Origin of the sequence: Streptomyces sp. NPDC101490 (assembly GCF_044767145.1) — a bacterium.
GTDB lineage: Bacteria > Actinomycetota > Actinomycetes > Streptomycetales > Streptomycetaceae > Streptomyces.
The window spans coordinates 187,106-202,304 of the sequence record NZ_JBIWNI010000004.1; the positions used below are offsets into that span (position 1 = coordinate 187,106).

The 15,199-nt window shown below is 72.9% G+C and carries 11 protein-coding genes; 7 read left to right on the forward strand and 4 right to left on the reverse strand.

The genetic code is table 11. The features are described from left to right. Positions 1-12 precede the first annotated feature (12 nt). From ACIRQY_RS11980 to ACIRQY_RS11990, 3 genes are read right to left on the reverse strand one after another with little or no spacing between them, the layout of a single operon-like run. Positions 13-1,377: a Y4yA family PLP-dependent enzyme gene (locus ACIRQY_RS11980; RefSeq protein ID WP_403924223.1), complete on the reverse strand. Its 1,365-nt coding sequence runs from the start codon at positions 1,375-1,377 to the stop codon at positions 13-15. Beyond that, positions 1,368-2,357, reverse strand: a complete 990-nt coding sequence (locus ACIRQY_RS11985; RefSeq protein WP_403924226.1) for an ornithine cyclodeaminase family protein — start codon at positions 2,355-2,357, stop codon at positions 1,368-1,370. The genes ACIRQY_RS11980 and ACIRQY_RS11985 overlap by 10 nt, the downstream gene beginning before the upstream one ends. A gap of 42 nt (positions 2,358-2,399) precedes the next feature. After that, positions 2,400-3,389, reverse strand: coding sequence for a TauD/TfdA family dioxygenase (locus ACIRQY_RS11990; protein ID WP_403924228.1), 990 nt, complete (start codon positions 3,387-3,389; stop codon positions 2,400-2,402). Between the two features lie 400 nt (positions 3,390-3,789). Between ACIRQY_RS11990 and ACIRQY_RS11995 the strand changes: the two genes are divergently transcribed. The 5 genes from ACIRQY_RS11995 (at position 3,790) to ACIRQY_RS12015 (ending at position 12,842) form a co-directional block, all read left to right on the forward strand. Next, positions 3,790-5,346: an ABC transporter substrate-binding protein gene (locus ACIRQY_RS11995; protein WP_403924231.1), complete on the forward strand. Its 1,557-nt coding sequence runs from the start codon at positions 3,790-3,792 to the stop codon at positions 5,344-5,346. Continuing rightward, positions 5,343-6,353: an ABC transporter permease gene (locus ACIRQY_RS12000; RefSeq protein ID WP_403924688.1), complete on the forward strand. Its 1,011-nt coding sequence runs from the start codon at positions 5,343-5,345 to the stop codon at positions 6,351-6,353. Before ACIRQY_RS11995 ends, ACIRQY_RS12000 begins: the two co-directional genes overlap by 4 nt. Next, positions 6,350-7,192: an ABC transporter permease gene (locus ACIRQY_RS12005; RefSeq protein ID WP_403924234.1), complete on the forward strand. Its 843-nt coding sequence runs from the start codon at positions 6,350-6,352 to the stop codon at positions 7,190-7,192. The genes ACIRQY_RS12000 and ACIRQY_RS12005 overlap by 4 nt, the downstream gene beginning before the upstream one ends. Next, on the forward strand, positions 7,189-8,868 hold the full coding sequence (locus ACIRQY_RS12010; RefSeq protein ID WP_403924237.1) for an ABC transporter ATP-binding protein: 1,680 nt from the start codon (positions 7,189-7,191) through the stop codon (positions 8,866-8,868). The genes ACIRQY_RS12005 and ACIRQY_RS12010 overlap by 4 nt, the downstream gene beginning before the upstream one ends. A gap of 908 nt (positions 8,869-9,776) precedes the next feature. After that, entirely contained in the window at positions 9,777-12,842 is a 3,066-nt protein-coding gene (locus ACIRQY_RS12015) for a BTAD domain-containing putative transcriptional regulator (protein WP_403924240.1), read from the forward strand. A gap of 11 nt (positions 12,843-12,853) precedes the next feature. Here the strand turns inward: ACIRQY_RS12015 and ACIRQY_RS12020 are convergent, their stop codons facing one another. Then, the gene (locus tag ACIRQY_RS12020; RefSeq protein ID WP_403924243.1) at positions 12,854-13,051 is read right to left on the reverse strand and encodes a hypothetical protein; all 198 of its coding nucleotides are present in this window, start codon (positions 13,049-13,051) and stop codon (positions 12,854-12,856) included. Positions 13,052-13,256: 205 nt separating this feature from the next. Between ACIRQY_RS12020 and ACIRQY_RS12025 the strand changes: the two genes are divergently transcribed. Together ACIRQY_RS12025 and ACIRQY_RS12030 are read left to right on the forward strand one after the other, a co-directional pair. Beyond that, complete coding sequence (locus ACIRQY_RS12025; protein ID WP_403924246.1) at positions 13,257-14,267, forward strand: ParB/RepB/Spo0J family partition protein; 1,011 nt, start codon at positions 13,257-13,259, stop codon at positions 14,265-14,267. Between the two features lie 98 nt (positions 14,268-14,365). Further along, positions 14,366-14,986, forward strand: a complete 621-nt coding sequence (locus ACIRQY_RS12030) for a hypothetical protein (RefSeq protein ID WP_351781240.1) — start codon at positions 14,366-14,368, stop codon at positions 14,984-14,986. Positions 14,987-15,199 lie beyond the last annotated feature (213 nt).

Here is a 15,199-nt window from a genome sequence, read left to right on the forward strand (position 1 = left end):
CGGGGGCGCGGTTCAGGCGGCGTGGCGGTCGAGGCGCCAGCGCGGCCGGGGCCGGTCGGTGCGGTCGACGACGACCTTGGGCGGCAGGGGAAGGTCGTGGAAGGGGGACTCGTTGGAGTCCATCTGGTACCCGGCCGTGTTCGGGTAGAGCAGCAGGTCGCCGGGGCGCGGCGGGTGGGGGAAGGCGATCTTGCGCCAGGTGAGCATGTCCGATTCCAGGCAGGTGGCGGCGCCCACGCTCGCCGGGTACACCCCGGGCACCGGGCCGGGGACGGTGGGGACGAGCAGCGGGTCGGGGAGGTACTCGCTGCCGAACCACTGCTCGGACAGGCTGAGGCTGGTGCCGTCGACCGTGACGATCCGGTAGCCGTCGCGGTCCTTGACGCCCTGGACGCGGAAGACGGTGGCTCCGGCCCGGTCGAGCAGGGCGCGGCCGGGTTCGACGAGGAGCTCGACCCCGGCGTCCCGGGCCAGGTCGGCGAGGCCGCGGTCGGTGCCCTCCGGCCGGGTGGCGAGCAGGGCGGCCAGCGCGTGGGCCCCCGCGAGGGGCGAGTGGTACGGGTAGAAGTCGCCGGTCCCGAACGTCTTGCGGGCGTGGTAGTGGCCGGGGTTCTGGGTGCCGAGGAAGGTGTTCCAGCTGTCGGCGTCGGTGTAGCTGACGGGCAGTCCGCCGCCGAGGGAGATCCGCCCGGCTGCCAGGCCCTGGCTCCGGGCGGTGCGGCAGAGGCCGATGAGGCGGGCGGCGAGGTCGGCGCGGGGCTGGAGGGCGTAACCGGAGAGATGGAAACTGAAGCCGTCCATCCGGATCGCGTCACCGGCTTCGGCGCAGCGCTTGAGGGCGATGGCCAGTTCGAGGTCGTCCAGGCCGAAGCGGGAGTGCGGCTGGCTGTCCGGGAGGACGCGCAGGAGCACCCGGGCGGGCCCGGTCCGGCCGGTCGTGGCCAGGGCGACGACCCGGTCGAGTTCGTCGGGGGAGTCGACGGCGACGGTGGCGCCGTGGGTGACGGCCAGTCGCAGCAGGACGTGGTCCTTGGCCGGGCCGGTGACCATGAGGTGTTCGCCCCGTACGCCGTGGCCGAGGGCTTCGCGCAGTTCGGCGGCGGAGGCGACGTCCACGCCCGCGCCCCCGGCGGCGGCGCGTTCGACGAAGACGGCGGCCTTGTTGGCCTTCTTCGCGAAGTACACGAAGCCGTTCACTCCCGTGTCGGCGAGGACGGACCGCATGGCGGTGAGGTTGGCGGTGAAGGCGTCGGGCAGCAGGATGTGGAAGGGCCCGCCGAGGGCGTAGGCGAGTTCGGCGGCGAGTCCGCTGGTGACGACGGCGTCGGTGGCTGGGTCGGGCAGGGCCGGGAGCACCGGCCAGGGCGTCACTTCCACAGGGAGGTCTCCGTGCCGAGGCTCTGGGCGGCGGCGAGCTGGGCGAAGCGGTGCCCGAGGGCGATGTCGGTGACGACGAGGCCGCTGTTGTAGGCGAAGATCCGCTGCCCGGGAGCGGTACGGGCGTCGGCCGCTCCGGAGAGGACGGCGGGCAGTTCGACGTCGACGGGCGGGAAGCCGCCGTCGGCGTCGGCCATGTCGGTTCCGGTCACGCGCATCTGGGCCTCGCTGGTGGCGATGACCCGGTCGGCCCGGTGCAGGGTGGAGGGGGCCAGGCCGTGGCCGACGAGGATCGCGGTCGCGCCGGGCCTGAGGGACTCGGCCTCGACGGCGGCGGAGGTGTGGGGGCCTGCGGTGGCGACGATGATGTCGGCTTCCCCGGCGGCGCGGGTGAGGTCGGTGACCAGTTCGAGGTCGCGGCCGGGGAAGTGACGGGCGAGTTCGGCGCGGACGGCCTCGATGCCGTCGGGGTGGGTGCCGGACAGCAGCAGCCGCTCCAGGCCGGGCAGGGTGGTCAGCAGGAACGGCAGGGCGAGGCGGCCCTGGGTGCCGGTGCCGATCACGAGGGCGGTGGTGGCGCCGGGGGCGGCGCACTCGCGGGCCAGGAGCGCGGAGACGGCGGGGGTGCGCAGGGACCCGATGCGCGAGCAGTCCATCATCGCGACGGGCAGGCCGGTGACGTCGTCGTAGAGGGTGAGGGTCGTGTAGTAGTGCTGTTTGTCGCGGGGTTCGCCGAGGCCGTGCTTGTACGAGGTCTTCACGGCGACGACTTCGCGGGCGCCGTCACGGCCGAGCATGGCGTAGGAGACGGAACGGCCGTCCGGGGGCTTGACGGTGAGCTTGCGGGGGTTGTCGGACCGGCCCGCGGCGAGGGTGCGGTAGGCCTGTTCGACGGTGTCGACGACATCGGCGAGGCTGATGTCCAGCCCGGCGAGGTCGCTGGTGGACAGTAGGCGCAGGGTGGTGTCGTCCCGGTCCATGGGGAGCCCTTTCGAGAGGGTGGGGAGGCGCGGTGCGGGAGGTCAGCGGGCCCAGGCGGTGAGGGCGGTCTGGCCGTAGCCGTGTTCGCCGGACTCGGCGGCGGGCCGGGTGGGGCGGTCCGCGACGCGTACGGAGGCGCGCTTGAGCCAGCGGTCGGTGCCGTCGTAGCGGGCCTTGAACGGCACCCGGCCGTGGACGACGACGTCGTTGTCCACGACCAGGACGTCGCCCGGTTCCAGGGCGACCGCCACCGACACGCGCGCGAGTTCGTCCGCCAGGCGGCCGTACGCCTCCCGCCAGGTGTCGTCGGCGTCCGCCACCGGCGTGTAGGCGGGGTCGTACCGCAGGGCCAGACCGGCGCCGGTGTCGAAGAGGGTGGGTACGGGGGCGGGTGGGCCGCCGTACCGCCGCGCCTGCTCGTAGGCGTCGTCGGGCAGGATCGGCACGGTCGGCCGGGTCAGTTCGGCGACGTCCCGCGCGGTGAGTTCGGCCCGGCGGACGCTGGCCGCGGTGGTGGCGATCCGGTCGTGGTTGCGCATGCAGGCGAGCAGGAGCAGATGGGCGCGGCCGGGGTGGAAGGCGTCCTCGGTGTGCGGGGTGAGCAGGACGGTGCTGGAGGCGCCGGTCTGCTCGTCCTCGTGTCCGGGTGAGGGGACGATGTTGTGGACGAAGCGGCCGTCCTGCTGGCCGTCCCAGGCGATCGGCGTGCCCATGAGGGCGGAGACCAGCAGGAGGACGACGTCCCACAGGGCGCCTGCGTCGCCGACCGTGGACCAGTGGCCGGGCGTGGGGCCGAGTCCGGCGTCGTCCGGGCGCAGACCGCGCAGGACGAACAGGCCGTCGGGGCCGTCCACGGGCCGCAGCCCCCGGTGGAGGTCCTCGCCGAGCGAGGTGCGGGCGGCGGGCAGTGCCGCGAGGAGTCCGGGCGCCGTGGCGGAGCCGTGTTCGGCGAGCAGTTCACCGGCCGCGGTGGTCAGTTCGGCTGCTGCTGCGGCGTCCAGAGGGCGTACCGGGGCAGGGCAGGTGGGCACGGAGACACCTTCCGGGGCAGGGCGGAGCGAGCGAGGGCGTGCGGCATCGCCGCACCGGCTCGTCGACGGCGTGGGGAACGGGAGAAGTGGTCGGTCCGGGCGGGTCGGGGCGCTGCCGGACATCTGGAAAGTAGCTCCGCCGGGAAGGTAAGGCAACCCTAAGTGGAAACTTCGACTACATTAATGTAGTCGGTTTTTGGCCGCTCCGGACAGCGTGGTCCACGGCTGAAGTCCCGCTGTGAGCTGGGCACTTGATGTCCGGGGCGACGCGGTGGAATGCCCGGGAAGAGGAGGAGGCCGCTTGCGGACATTGGCCGGGTTCGATTAGGTAAGCCTAAGCAACCCTGAGTGCGCACCCTGAGTACGAACTCCGAGTACGAACCCTGAGACGAGGACAGACGTGGGCGTCACCAGACGACAGCTCCTGTGGGCCGGAACCGGCATCGGAGCGGCGGGACTTCTCGCGGCCTGCGGCGGCGGTGACACGTCCGGGGGCTCCCCGGCCCCTGGTGCGGCCACGGGAAAGCCCCGTACCGGAGGCACCCTGCGCGTCGGCGCGCTGGGACGCGCGAGCGCGATCACCCGAGACCCGCACGGCACCCAGGCCAACGAGAGCGACTACCTCGTCCTCGCCCTCGTCTTCGACACCCTGACCGTCCCCGGCGCACGGACCAACACCGCGCCCCGGCTGGCCGCCTCGTGGGAACCGTCGGCCGACCTGAAGACCTGGAAGTTCAAGATCGCCAAGGGGGCCGCCTTCCACGACGGGACCCCGGTCACCGCCGAGGACGTGGTGTGGTCGCTCAAGCGGCTGCGCGCCACACCCTCCGGCGCCGCCCGCCTGCCCGGCATCCAGGCCGGGAACATCACCGCCCAGGGCGCCGACACGGTCGTGGTCGTCTCCGACTACGCCAACGCCGAGTTCCCGCTGCTGACCCGGTTCGCCTCCTTCGTGATGAAGAAGGACACCAAGGACTCCGAGCTCGACAAGGCCCCGGGCACCGGCCCGTTCAAGCTGGACTGGTTCCGCGGCGGCAACGCCCGCCTCGTGCGCAACGACAAGTGGCACGGCGGGACCGTGCACCTCGACGCCGTCGAGGTCACCATGTTCGAGACACCGCAGGCGATGGCCAACGCGCTGCTCGCCGGACAGATCGACCTCGCCTCCAACGTCGGCGCCGTCGCCGCCAGGACCGCCGGGACGCGCAAGGACGTCCAGGTACTGCGCCGCCCGAACGACATGGCGATGCCGATCGTCATGCGCACCGCCGAGGGCAGCCCCTTCGCCGACGCGCGCGTGCGCGAGGCCATGCGCCTGGTCGTGGACCGCGACGCCATGGTCAAGCAGGTCCTCTCCGGCTACGGCACGGTCGCCAACGACATCCTCGGCACCGGCGACCCCGCCTTCGCCAAGGACATACCCCAGCGGACGCGCGACCTCGCCAAGGCCGGGCGGCTCCTGGCCGACGCGGGCTTCGACCTGACGAAGACCTACGAACTCGTCACCACCGAGGACATCGCGGGCCTCGCCGACTCCGCCACCCTGTTCGCCAACCAGGCCCGCGAGGCGGGCATCAGGATCAAGGTGGTCAAGCAGGAGTCCGGAGCGTTCTGGGAGAAGACCTGGAAGACCGGCGACTTCTACACCACCTACTGGGGCACCAACGACTCCGTCGTCTTCTTCGCCTCCAAGACCATGGTCAGCGAAGCCGGACAGAACGAGTCCGGCTGGAACGACCCCGCCTTCGACGCCTCCTACCGCAAGGTCATCGGCACCGCCGACGCGGCCGAGCGGGCGGCGCTGCTGAAGGAACTCCAGCAGATCGAGCACGACCGCTCCGGCTACCTGCTGTGGGGCATGGCCGACGGCATCGACCTGGCGGCGCCCAAGGTGCGGAACCTGCCCGCGCTCGCGGGTTACGGCCGGGTCCAGCTCGAAGGCGTGTGGCTGAGTTGAGCCGGACGGCCGGGACCGTCCCGGTGGCCGCCCCCCGCGCGGGGGCGGCCACCGCGCCGCGCCGCGCCGCGCACCTCGCCCGGCGGATCGCCGCCACGGCCGGACGGCGTGCGCTGATGCTGGCCGTCCTGCTCGCCCTGGTGTTCGCCGCCGTCGAAGTCCTGCCGGGCGACGCGGCCGGAGCCTCGGCCGAGCGCGGCGAATCCCCGGCCGACCTCGCCGAACGCCGCCGCCTGCTCGGTCTCGACCGGCCGGTGTGGGAGCGGTTCGCCGACTGGATGGCCGCCCTGCCCACCGGGGACCTGGGCACCTCCGCACGCGGGCAGAAGGTCACCGAACTCCTCGCCGACCCCCTGCCCAACACCCTCCTGCTCGCGCTCAGCGCCTTCGCGATCACCGTCGCGCTGTCCCTGTCGCTCGGCTGCTGGGCCGCCGCCCACCCCGGCCGCCCGGCTGACCGGCTCATCACCCACACCTCCACCGCCGCGTTCGCGATCCCGGAGTTCGTCGTCTCGGCCGTCCTGCTGCTGACGCTGTCGCTGTGGACGGGCTGGCTGCCCGCCGCCACCGTGACCGGCGGCGACGGCCGCCCCGCGACCTGGACCATGCTGATCATGCCGGTCCTCGCCCTGGTCATCCCGCAGACCGGCTGGAACACCCGGGTCGTACGCGGTGCGCTCGCCGACCAGGCAGGCGCCCCGCACGTCGAAGCGGCCCACCTCGACGGACTGCCCCCGCACCGGGTGCTGCTGCGCCACCAGCTGCCCGGCGCCGTACCGGCCGTCGCCACCGGCATCGCCACCTCCACCGGAATGCTGTTCGGCGGGGCGGTCGTCGTGGAGACCCTGTTCAACTACCCCGGGATCGGCACCGTCCTCGCCGGCGCGGTCGCCGCACGCGACACCCCGCTCATCGCCGGAGTCGTCATCTGCGCGGGCGCCGTCATCACCCTCGTGCTCCTGGCCGCCGACCTCATCCGCCACGCCACCCTCGGAGCCCGCGCATGACCGCGACCCCGCCCGCGGCTGCCCGCGCCCCCCGGCGTACGAAGGCCACCGCGCTCGTCGTCCTCGTCGCCCTGCCGCTGCTCCTGGCCCTGGCCGGGCCGCTGATCGCACCGCACACCGTCGACACCCCGGTCACCGCACCGTTCGCCGCCCCGGGCGAAGGCGCCGTACTCGGCGGGGACCAGCTCGGCCGCGACGTCCTCAGCCGCGTCCTGCACGGCGGCGGACTCCTCATCGCCGGGGCCCTGCTCGTCGCCACCGTCACCACCGGGGCCGCCGCCCTCATCGGATGCGTCGCCGTGCTGCGGCCCGCCCTGGGCCGCACCGTCGAACGCGCCGCCGACCTCGCGATCCTCCTGCCGTCCCTGCTCGGCATCATGCTGATCGCCCTCGCCTGGCCCGGCGGCGGACGGTGGGCCGTCCTCGCCGCCGCGATCGTCCTCGGCGTCCCGTACGCCATCCGGATCGTCGCCTCGGCCGCCTCCCCGCTCGCCACGGCCGGATACGTCGAAGCGGCCCTGGCCCGCGGGGAATCCACCGGTCACATCGCCCTGCGCGAGATCCTCCCCAACCTCCGCGCCACCGTCCTGACCCTGTTCGGCCTCCGGTTCGTCGAAGCCGTCTACGTCATCTCCATGGCGGGCTTCCTCCAGATCGGCCCCCAGCCGCCCGCCTCCGACTGGTCCCTGATGATCCGCGAGAACGCCCCCGGCATCCTCCTCAACCCCTGGGCCGTCCTCGCCCCCAGCCTGGCCGTCGCGGCCGTGGCCGTCACCGTCACCCTGGTCACCCACACCCTGGCCCCCGACACCACAGCGAAGGCGGTGACCCGCTCATGAGCGACGGCACCCCGGCCGACGGCGACACCGCGCAGCCGCCCCTCATCACCGTCTCGGGACTGGAGATACGCCTCGGCGGCGCGCTCCTGCTGCCCGCCACGACGGCCCGGATGCACGCCGGGCGGGTCACCGCGCTCATGGGCGCCTCCGGCAGCGGCAAGACCACCCTCCTGCGCGCGCTCGTCGGCCATCTGCCCCCCGGCGCCGAAGCCGTCGGCGGCCTCGACGTCCTCGGTCACACCCCGCACCGGCTCCCCGACGCGGAACTGCGCGCCCTGCGCCGCACCGCCGTCGCCTACGTCGGCCAGGACCCCGGCTCCGCCCTCAACCCCCGTATGACCGTGCGCCGCCTCGTCGCCGAACTCGCCGCCGCCCCCACCGAGGAGACCGTCCGGGCACTCCTCGCCGAGTGCCGTCTGCCCACCGGCACCGGGATCGCCGACCGGCGGCCCACGGCCCTGTCCGGCGGCCAGCAGCGGCGCGTCGCCCTCGCCCGCGCCCTCGCCCGGGACCCCCGGATCCTCCTCCTCGACGAACCCACCGCGGGACTCGACACCACCCTCCGCGACGAGATCGCCCATCTGCTGCGGCACCTCGCCACGGGCAGGAACCTGGCCGTCGTCATCGCCACCCACGACCCGCACCTCGCCGAGATCTGCGCGGACCGGACGATCCGGCTCACACCAGGGAGCTCCGGGAGCTCCGGGAGTCGTAGGAACTACGGGAGCTCTGGGACCTCGGAGTCTTCCAGGACCCCTGGGAGCTCCGGGACTTCTGGCGCTCCTGGGGCTTCCGGGACGACGCTCACCGCGAGCATCCCGTCCGCCTCGACCGGTCGGGCCCCGGCCCCATTTCAGGCGCTGGTCCCGGCCTCGACCCCGGCCCCGCTCCCGACCTCGGCCCCGGCCCTGATCCCGCCCGGAGCCGGGGCCGGGATCACCGCGACGGCCGTCCACGCCCACTTCGGACCAGGACACGACAGCCGCCCCGCCCTGAGCGGGGTGACCTTCAGCGCGCCGCCCGGCTCGGCCTGCGCCGTCGTCGGTCCCTCCGGATCCGGCAAGACCACCCTGCTGCGCGTCCTCGCGGGCCTCCACCCCACCCACACGGGCCACCTGACACTCGACGGCCGGACCGTCGCCGCCGACGTCCGGCGCCGCACCCGCGATCAGCGGCGGCGCATCCAGCTGATACCGCAGAACCCCCTCGACACCCTCAACCCCCGGCACACCGTCGCCCAGCAGCTCGCCCGCCCCCTGCGCCTGCACACCACCCTGCCCAGGCGGGCGAGGCCCGGCCGGATCGCCGAACTCCTCGACCAGGTCGGACTGACCGCCGAGCACGCCGACCGCCACCCCGGCGAGCTGTCGGGCGGCCAGCGCCAACGCGTCTCCCTCGCCCGCGCGCTCGCCGCGGGCCCCGACGTCCTCCTCTGCGACGAGATCACCTCCGCCCTCGACTCCGAGACGGCCACCGGAGTCATGGACCTCCTGAGCCGCCTGCGCGAGGAACACGCCATGACCCTCGTCGTGGTCTCCCACGAACACGACCTCGTGGCCCGCTACACCGACACCGTCCACGTCATCGAAGCGGGCGCGATCACGGCGACCGGCGCCACCGGACGACCGCCGAGCCCCGTCCGGCCCGAGGGCGGCGACGGGGCGCCGGACAGGTAGACGCGACGATGGAGCTCCTGGTGGGCGGGTTCGGGACCGAGGCGGTCCGGAGCCGTCCGGAGCCCCGCGTGCTCGCCCCTCCGCCGTCGGTCGACCCGTCCGGTCGCCCCCGCGCCGTCCTGCCGGACTACCTCGGCCGCCGTGTCGTGGGTCCGGCAGCTCTCCACCTCCACCGCCTCACCGGCCGCCGTGCTCCGGCTCATCGCGCGCGTGTCCCCAGGGGCGGAGGGCCGGCCCCGACCCGGATCCGCCGTGCCGGACCCGTGGACATGACGGGGAACGTGACGGGGAACGTTCCCGTGGACGCGGCCGGGGGAACCCCGTAGTACGGCGGCACCTTCCGCCGTGCGGCACCACGTCCGCCCGGGCCGGCGGAGGTTCCGGCAGCGATGTCCCGTCCGACACCGCCCACTTGATCGTGTCACCGCACCGTGCGGCCCGCTCGGCCCGCTCGACGGGAAGCCGTCCCCCGTTACTTCATGGGTGAAATTGTGGTGCCACCCTGGCGTGATGTGGGTGAGGATGGTGAGGTGTGTGGGGTCAGGCAGTGGCGTGAGCGACCCTCTGACCAAGGGGTTCGGGCCGAGAGTGCGTTTGCGAAGGGGCATCGCGTGCAACATGGGGGGACCATGCGGAAGGTCGTTCGGCGGGCTCGGGGGCCGAGGTGGCGGCGGGGGACCGGCGGGGCACGCGCCGCGGTCGTGGCCGGCCCGGCGCGCCCCGTACCCGGTGACTTCGGAGCTCTGATGCGCCCCCGGGTCTGACAGGGCCCGATGACGTCGCCGCCGGGGCCGGTTCGCCGTCTCCGGACGTCAGCGCGTCATCGAGTGTTTCCCGAGACCGTAGCCGCGCGGATCCGCGCTGCTACGCGCCCGAGAGTCCTGTCTACCCTGACAGAGGATTGAGCCTTGCGAACTTTGTCGTTCAAGCTGTTGGGGCCGCTCACGGTCGAAGTGGACGGTGATCCCCTTCCACTCGGTGGCCCCCGACAGCGCACCGTCCTCGCGACCCTGCTGCTGTTCGCGGGAGCACCCGTGCCCGTGGACGTCCTCATCGACACCGTCTGGGGTGGCAGACGGCCCGTCACCGCCCGCAACCAGATCGCGGTGTGCATCAACGCGCTCCGCCGCATCTTCCGTGCCGAAGCCGGTGACGAGCAGCTCATCGTGACCGGCCACCGGAGCTACGCCCTCGTGCTCGGGAGGCACGGCGTCGACCTCGACGTGCTCGGCCGACTGGTCTCCCGCGCGCGGAAGTTCGCCGCCGACGAGGAGTACGGCGAGGCGGCGGAGTGCTTCCGGCAGGCCCTGGCGCTGTGGAACGGCACGGCCTTCGAGGGGCTGTCGGGCGGTGTGCTGGAGATCGAGCGGGCCCGGCTCACGGACCTGTGGCTCGATGTGAGCGAGGAGAACGCCGATCTCCTGCTCCGCCTGGGCCAGCACCGGCCGGTGGCGTCCCAGATGGCGCCCCTGGTGGAGGAGTGGCCGCTCAGGGAACAGGCGCGACTCCACCTGATGACGGCCCTGCGCAGATCCGGTCGCAGGGCGAAGGCCCTGGAGATCTACCGTGCCGGACGGAAGGTCTTCATCGAGGAGATCGGCGCCGAGCCCGGACCCGCGCTGCAGGAACTGCACCAGTCCATACTGGCCGAACTGGCCGGGGCCGAGCGGCCCCGGAGCGGCGCACCCGCGGCCCCGCCCGCCCCGCCCGCTCCTCCGGCCCAGCTTCCGGCGCCCGCGGCGGCCTTCACCGGTCGTGACGAGGAGATCGCGGCGCTCGACCGGCTGCTCGACGCGGACCGGGGTGACGTGCCCCTGGCCGTAGCGGCCATCTCCGGCACCAGCGGTGTGGGCAAGACGGCGCTGGCGGTCTCCTGGGGCAACCGCGTGGCCAGACACTTCCCCGATGGGCAGCTCTTCGTCGACATGCGCGGGCACGACGGGCACGAGTCCCCGGTCACACCGATGCGGGCCCTGGACCGGTGCCTGCGGGCCCTGGGCGTACGCAACGAGGACATCCCCGACGACCTGGACGGGCGTTCGGCGCTGTACCGCAGCGTGCTCGACGGGAAGCGCATGCTGGTGCTGCTGGACGACGTCCGGTCCGTGGCACAGGCCCTCCCGCTCATTCCGGGCGAGGGCCGGTCCTGTGTCGTGCTGACCGGCCGCGACTCCTTCGAACTCCTCGCGGGCGACTACGCCGCGATGAAGCTCGCCCTGCAGCCGTTGCCCCCCGAACAGTCCGGCCGGATGCTGGCCGCGGTCGCGGGGCACGTCTACACCGGGGCAGCGCCCGAACAAGCCGCGAAACTGGTGGAGTTGTGCGGCGGACTGCCGTTGGCACTGCGCATCGTCGGGGCCTCGCTGATCGCCAGACCGTACGGTTCCGTCGAGAGGGTGGTCAGCCGGCTGGAGGACAGGCGCCGCCGACTGGACGTGCTCAGCCCGTACGAGGGCGGGGTGCGCGGCGGCATGTGGAGCAGCTACCGCGAACTCTCCCCGGAGACGGCGCGGTTGTTCCGGTTGCTGGGTCTGCTGCCCGTGGAGGACTTCACCGCGTGGGCGGGAGCCGCCCTCCTGGACGTCTGCCCGGAGCACGCCGAGGACCTGCTGGAGCAGCTGGTCCAGGCGCAGCTCCTGGACGTGAGGCCGGGCGCGCCCGGGACGCCGCCGCGCTTCGCCCTGCACAGCCTGCTGCGCCTGTTCGCCTGGGAGCGAAGTGCGGACGAGGAGGGACCGGAGGACCGACGGGCCGCGCTGGGCCGGGCGTTCAGGGCGTGGCTCGTGCTGGCGGACCGGGCGCACGAGCAGTTGCGCGGCCGGGGTCATGCCGCGGGCCTCCAGGAGGAGTCGGGGTACCGCTCGCCCCGGTGGCTGCCGGTGGAGGAGCCCTGGTCCGACCCGATGGCGTGGCTGGAGTCGGAGCGGCAGGCCGTGACGGACCTGATCGGGCACTGGCGGGAAGTGGGCTCCGAGGGGCGCCCCTGGGAACTGGTGGTGAGGCTGGTCCCGTTGTTCGAGACGCACAGCCATCTCGACGCGTGGCGTGCCGTCGCCCGCACCGCCCTGCGGGCCGCGCGGGCGAGCGGCGACAGCGAGGGCGTGGGGGCGATGCTGAGCTCCCTCGGCACGGTGGAGATCTACCAGCGGAACTTCCCGCAGGCGCGGGCGCTTCTGCTGGAGGCGGTGTTCGTGCTGGAGTCGGGGGGCGACGCCCGTACGCAGGCCACCGTCCTGCGGAACCTCGCGCTGTGCGCCCGTTTCTCGGGCGATCTCGACGAGGCCGGGGTGCTGTGCCGCCAGGCGGTCGACTGTTTCAAGCAGGCCGAGGACGACACGGGGCGGTCGCACGCGCTCGGCCTGCTGGCCCAGATCGAACTGGAGCGCGGGGAGAACCGGCTGGGGATCGCCCTCATCAGGGAGGCCATCGCGGCGGGCGAGAGCAGCAGCTCGCCGCGCGTGGAGGCGCAGAACCTCTACCGGCTGGCGGAGGCGCTGCTGAGTGAGGGCGAGGCGCAGGAGGCCGGTCAGCTCGGCCACGAGGTCGTCCTGCTGTCCCGGGCGGAGGCCGACCGGCTGGGGGAGGCCCATGGGCTGCGCGTGTGCGGGGAGGCGCAGTGGCGGCAGGGGCGACCGGATGAGGCCGTCATGTCGCTGGAGCGGGCCCTGGCGGCGGCGACCGAGGTGGGCGACGCGTTCGTGCAGGCCCGCATCCGGCTGGACCTGGCCTGCGCGGCGGCGGTGCGGGGGGCCCGGGGGGAGGCGCGGACGAACGCCGAGTCCGCGCTTGCCGTGCTGCGGGGTCTGTCCAGCCCGCACTGGGAGGAGCGGGCCGAGCGGCTTTACCGCTTCCTCGGGTGGATGAAACCCGGCGGGCCGGTCCTGCCGGCCGAGCTGGTCCGGCTGCTCGACCGGCGCGTCCTGCCCGACGGTGGCGCGGAGCAGCGGCACGGCACGCCGGGCGGGGGGCGCTGAGGGGAGGACGGTCACCTGGTCCAGGGCAGGTCGCCGAGCTCGGGGTGGTCGTCGGCCATCACGCCGAACCCCCAGGAGGCGGCCGCCGGGGCCGGGGCGGCCAGGGTGGCCGGAGCCCCGGGCGCGTGCGGGGTGATGAGCCCCCAGCCCACCGCGAGAGCCGCGCCGGTGACAAGGAATCTGACGGTCGGTCTTACGGGCATGCGCACGTAGCTCTCCTCAGGTATTCGCACAACTGACTCCGATACTAGGCGGAGCGGGATGCGTCCGAGGTTCTGGATTTGTTTCGGTGCCGCATCCGGCGGAAAAAGGAGCGAGAAGCGCCGGTCGTTACTCTGCCCGCAGATAGCCGTCTAGGACGTCTGCCGACTGATCCGCCTCGGGCGGCAGACGTCTCTGTCACCTGGGGGAGCCGTGCAGGACGACCTGACCGTGCTGGAGCAGAGACTTGAAAAGTGTCCGGTTGAAGACGTTCCCATCGACGCCCTGAAGCTCGTCGATTCACCGCGAGTCGTCGGTGAGGTCGAGGTTCATATTCAGACGCTCGCCGAATCGGGCGAGGAGTTCCCGCCGATCGTCGTGGACGCGGCCACGATGCGGGTGATAGACGGGGCGCACCGTGTGCGCGCCGCCGCCCTGCGCGGACTGCGGGAGATCCGTGCCCGCCTCTACGAGGCCGCCGGCGAGGAGGCCTTCGTCCTGGCCGTGCTGCTGAACTCGCGGCACGGGCTGCCCCTCACGGCCGCCGACCGCAGGGCGGCGGCGAAAAGGATCATGACCGGCTCTCCCGGCTGGTCCGACCGGCGGATCGCCCGCCTCGCCGGTCTGTCCCCCAGCACCGTCGCGGCTCTCCGCCGCCGTTCGACCGTCCAGATCGAACAGTCGGACACCCGGGTCGGCGCCGATGGCCGGGCCCGGCCCGTCAGCGGCGTCGAGGGGCGGCTCCAGGCGCGTGAACTGCTGATCGGAAGGCCGGACCTGTCCTTGCGGGAGGTCGCACGGGCGGCGGGCATCTCGCCGTCGACCGCGGCCGACGTGAAGGCCAGGCTCAAGGCGGGTGACGATCCGCTGCCGCCGCGCCAGCGGAGCGCCGTACCCCGCGAGGCCTCCGGCATCCGCGCCGCCGCCCCCGCTTCCGCGGGGCATCCGCCGCCGCACGAGCGGGCGGTGCTGCTGCAGCGGCTGCGCAACGACCCGTCGCTGCGGTCCAACGAGAGCGGGCGCAGCCTGCTGCGCTGGCTCAGCCAGCACCCCGACCAGACCGCCGACCCGGGCGGCATCGCCGAGCGCGTCCCCGCGCACTGCGCCTCGGTGGTGGCGGCGCTGATCCGGGCGAACCTCACCATGTGGTCCGAGTGTGCGGAGGTCCTTCAGCGGCGGGCGGATTCCGTCGGCGATTCCCCGGGTGCGCTGCGTGCGAGCTGAGTTCGCCGGACGTTGACGGCCCATCCGAACTGGCATACGTTCATGACGAATTCGAGAGCAGCGCAGGAAAAGCGCCGGAAGAAACGTCGGGAGGCGAAGTGAGTAACCAGCAGGAAAATGAATCGGAGTTCATTCCGGTGCTCACGGAAAGGGATGAGCGACTTCTTGACGAAGCGCTTTCCCAGGTGTTCTCCTACGTCTCGACCGATGGTCCTGTGTGGCGTACCGTGACTCAACGCCAGCGTATTGTCAGGGACGAGCGGAAATCGCATCTCGTGGTCCGCCGTTCGGGCCGTACGGTGGGTGCGGTGAGCTGGTGGCCCGGACAGACCCCCGGTTTCTTCCAGCTGAGCGTCTCCTCCGCCGACGACCGGGCCTGGACGGCCCGGCTGGTGGAGGAGGCCCTGCGGGAGGCGGTCGCCCTGCTGACCCGTTCGTCCGAGGTCAACCGTGTCGAACTGCTGGTGCCGACCTACAGCGACGTGCTGCTCGAATACCTCACGGAACACGACTTCTTCGAAGTCGAAGGTGTTCTAAGGAATCGTTTCTTCATCGATGGCGAGTACTGGCCGGCAGCGATCTGCTGTGCGAACCTCGCGGCGTTTCCCGCCTCTGACCGGAGGCACCCGGGCGACCGTGCGGAACTGCTCGCCGCGCTGCGGAAGAAGACGCTCGAGGACCTGACGACCGCCCATGACGGCACGTCGTGGAGTGCGTGAACCGCGGTCCTCGCGTCACCCCCTGAGCCCACCGCCGGTAACGGCGGTGTTCCCACCCGTGTCTCACTTCGAGAGGAGGAAAAACCATGGACCTCACCAACGTGATCGACCTGCAGGGCACCGAGATCGTCGCCGACGGCGTCGAGATGCCCGTCAGCACCAACAGCGACGGTTGCTGAATCGGTAGTGCGGGTCGGCTGCCCCGGATTCGTC

What these genes read in the sequence shown, in the direction of transcription:
- ACIRQY_RS12010 (WP_403924237.1), top strand. Translation starts at nt 7,189, where the DNA reads ATGAGCGACGGCACCCCGGCCGACGGCGACACCGCGCAGCCGCCCCTC.
- ACIRQY_RS12005 (WP_403924234.1), top strand. Translation starts at nt 6,350, where the DNA reads ATGACCGCGACCCCGCCCGCGGCTGCCCGCGCCCCCCGGCGTACGAAG.
- ACIRQY_RS11985 (WP_403924226.1), bottom strand. Translation starts at nt 2,357, where the DNA reads ATGGACCGGGACGACACCACCCTGCGCCTACTGTCCACCAGCGACCTC.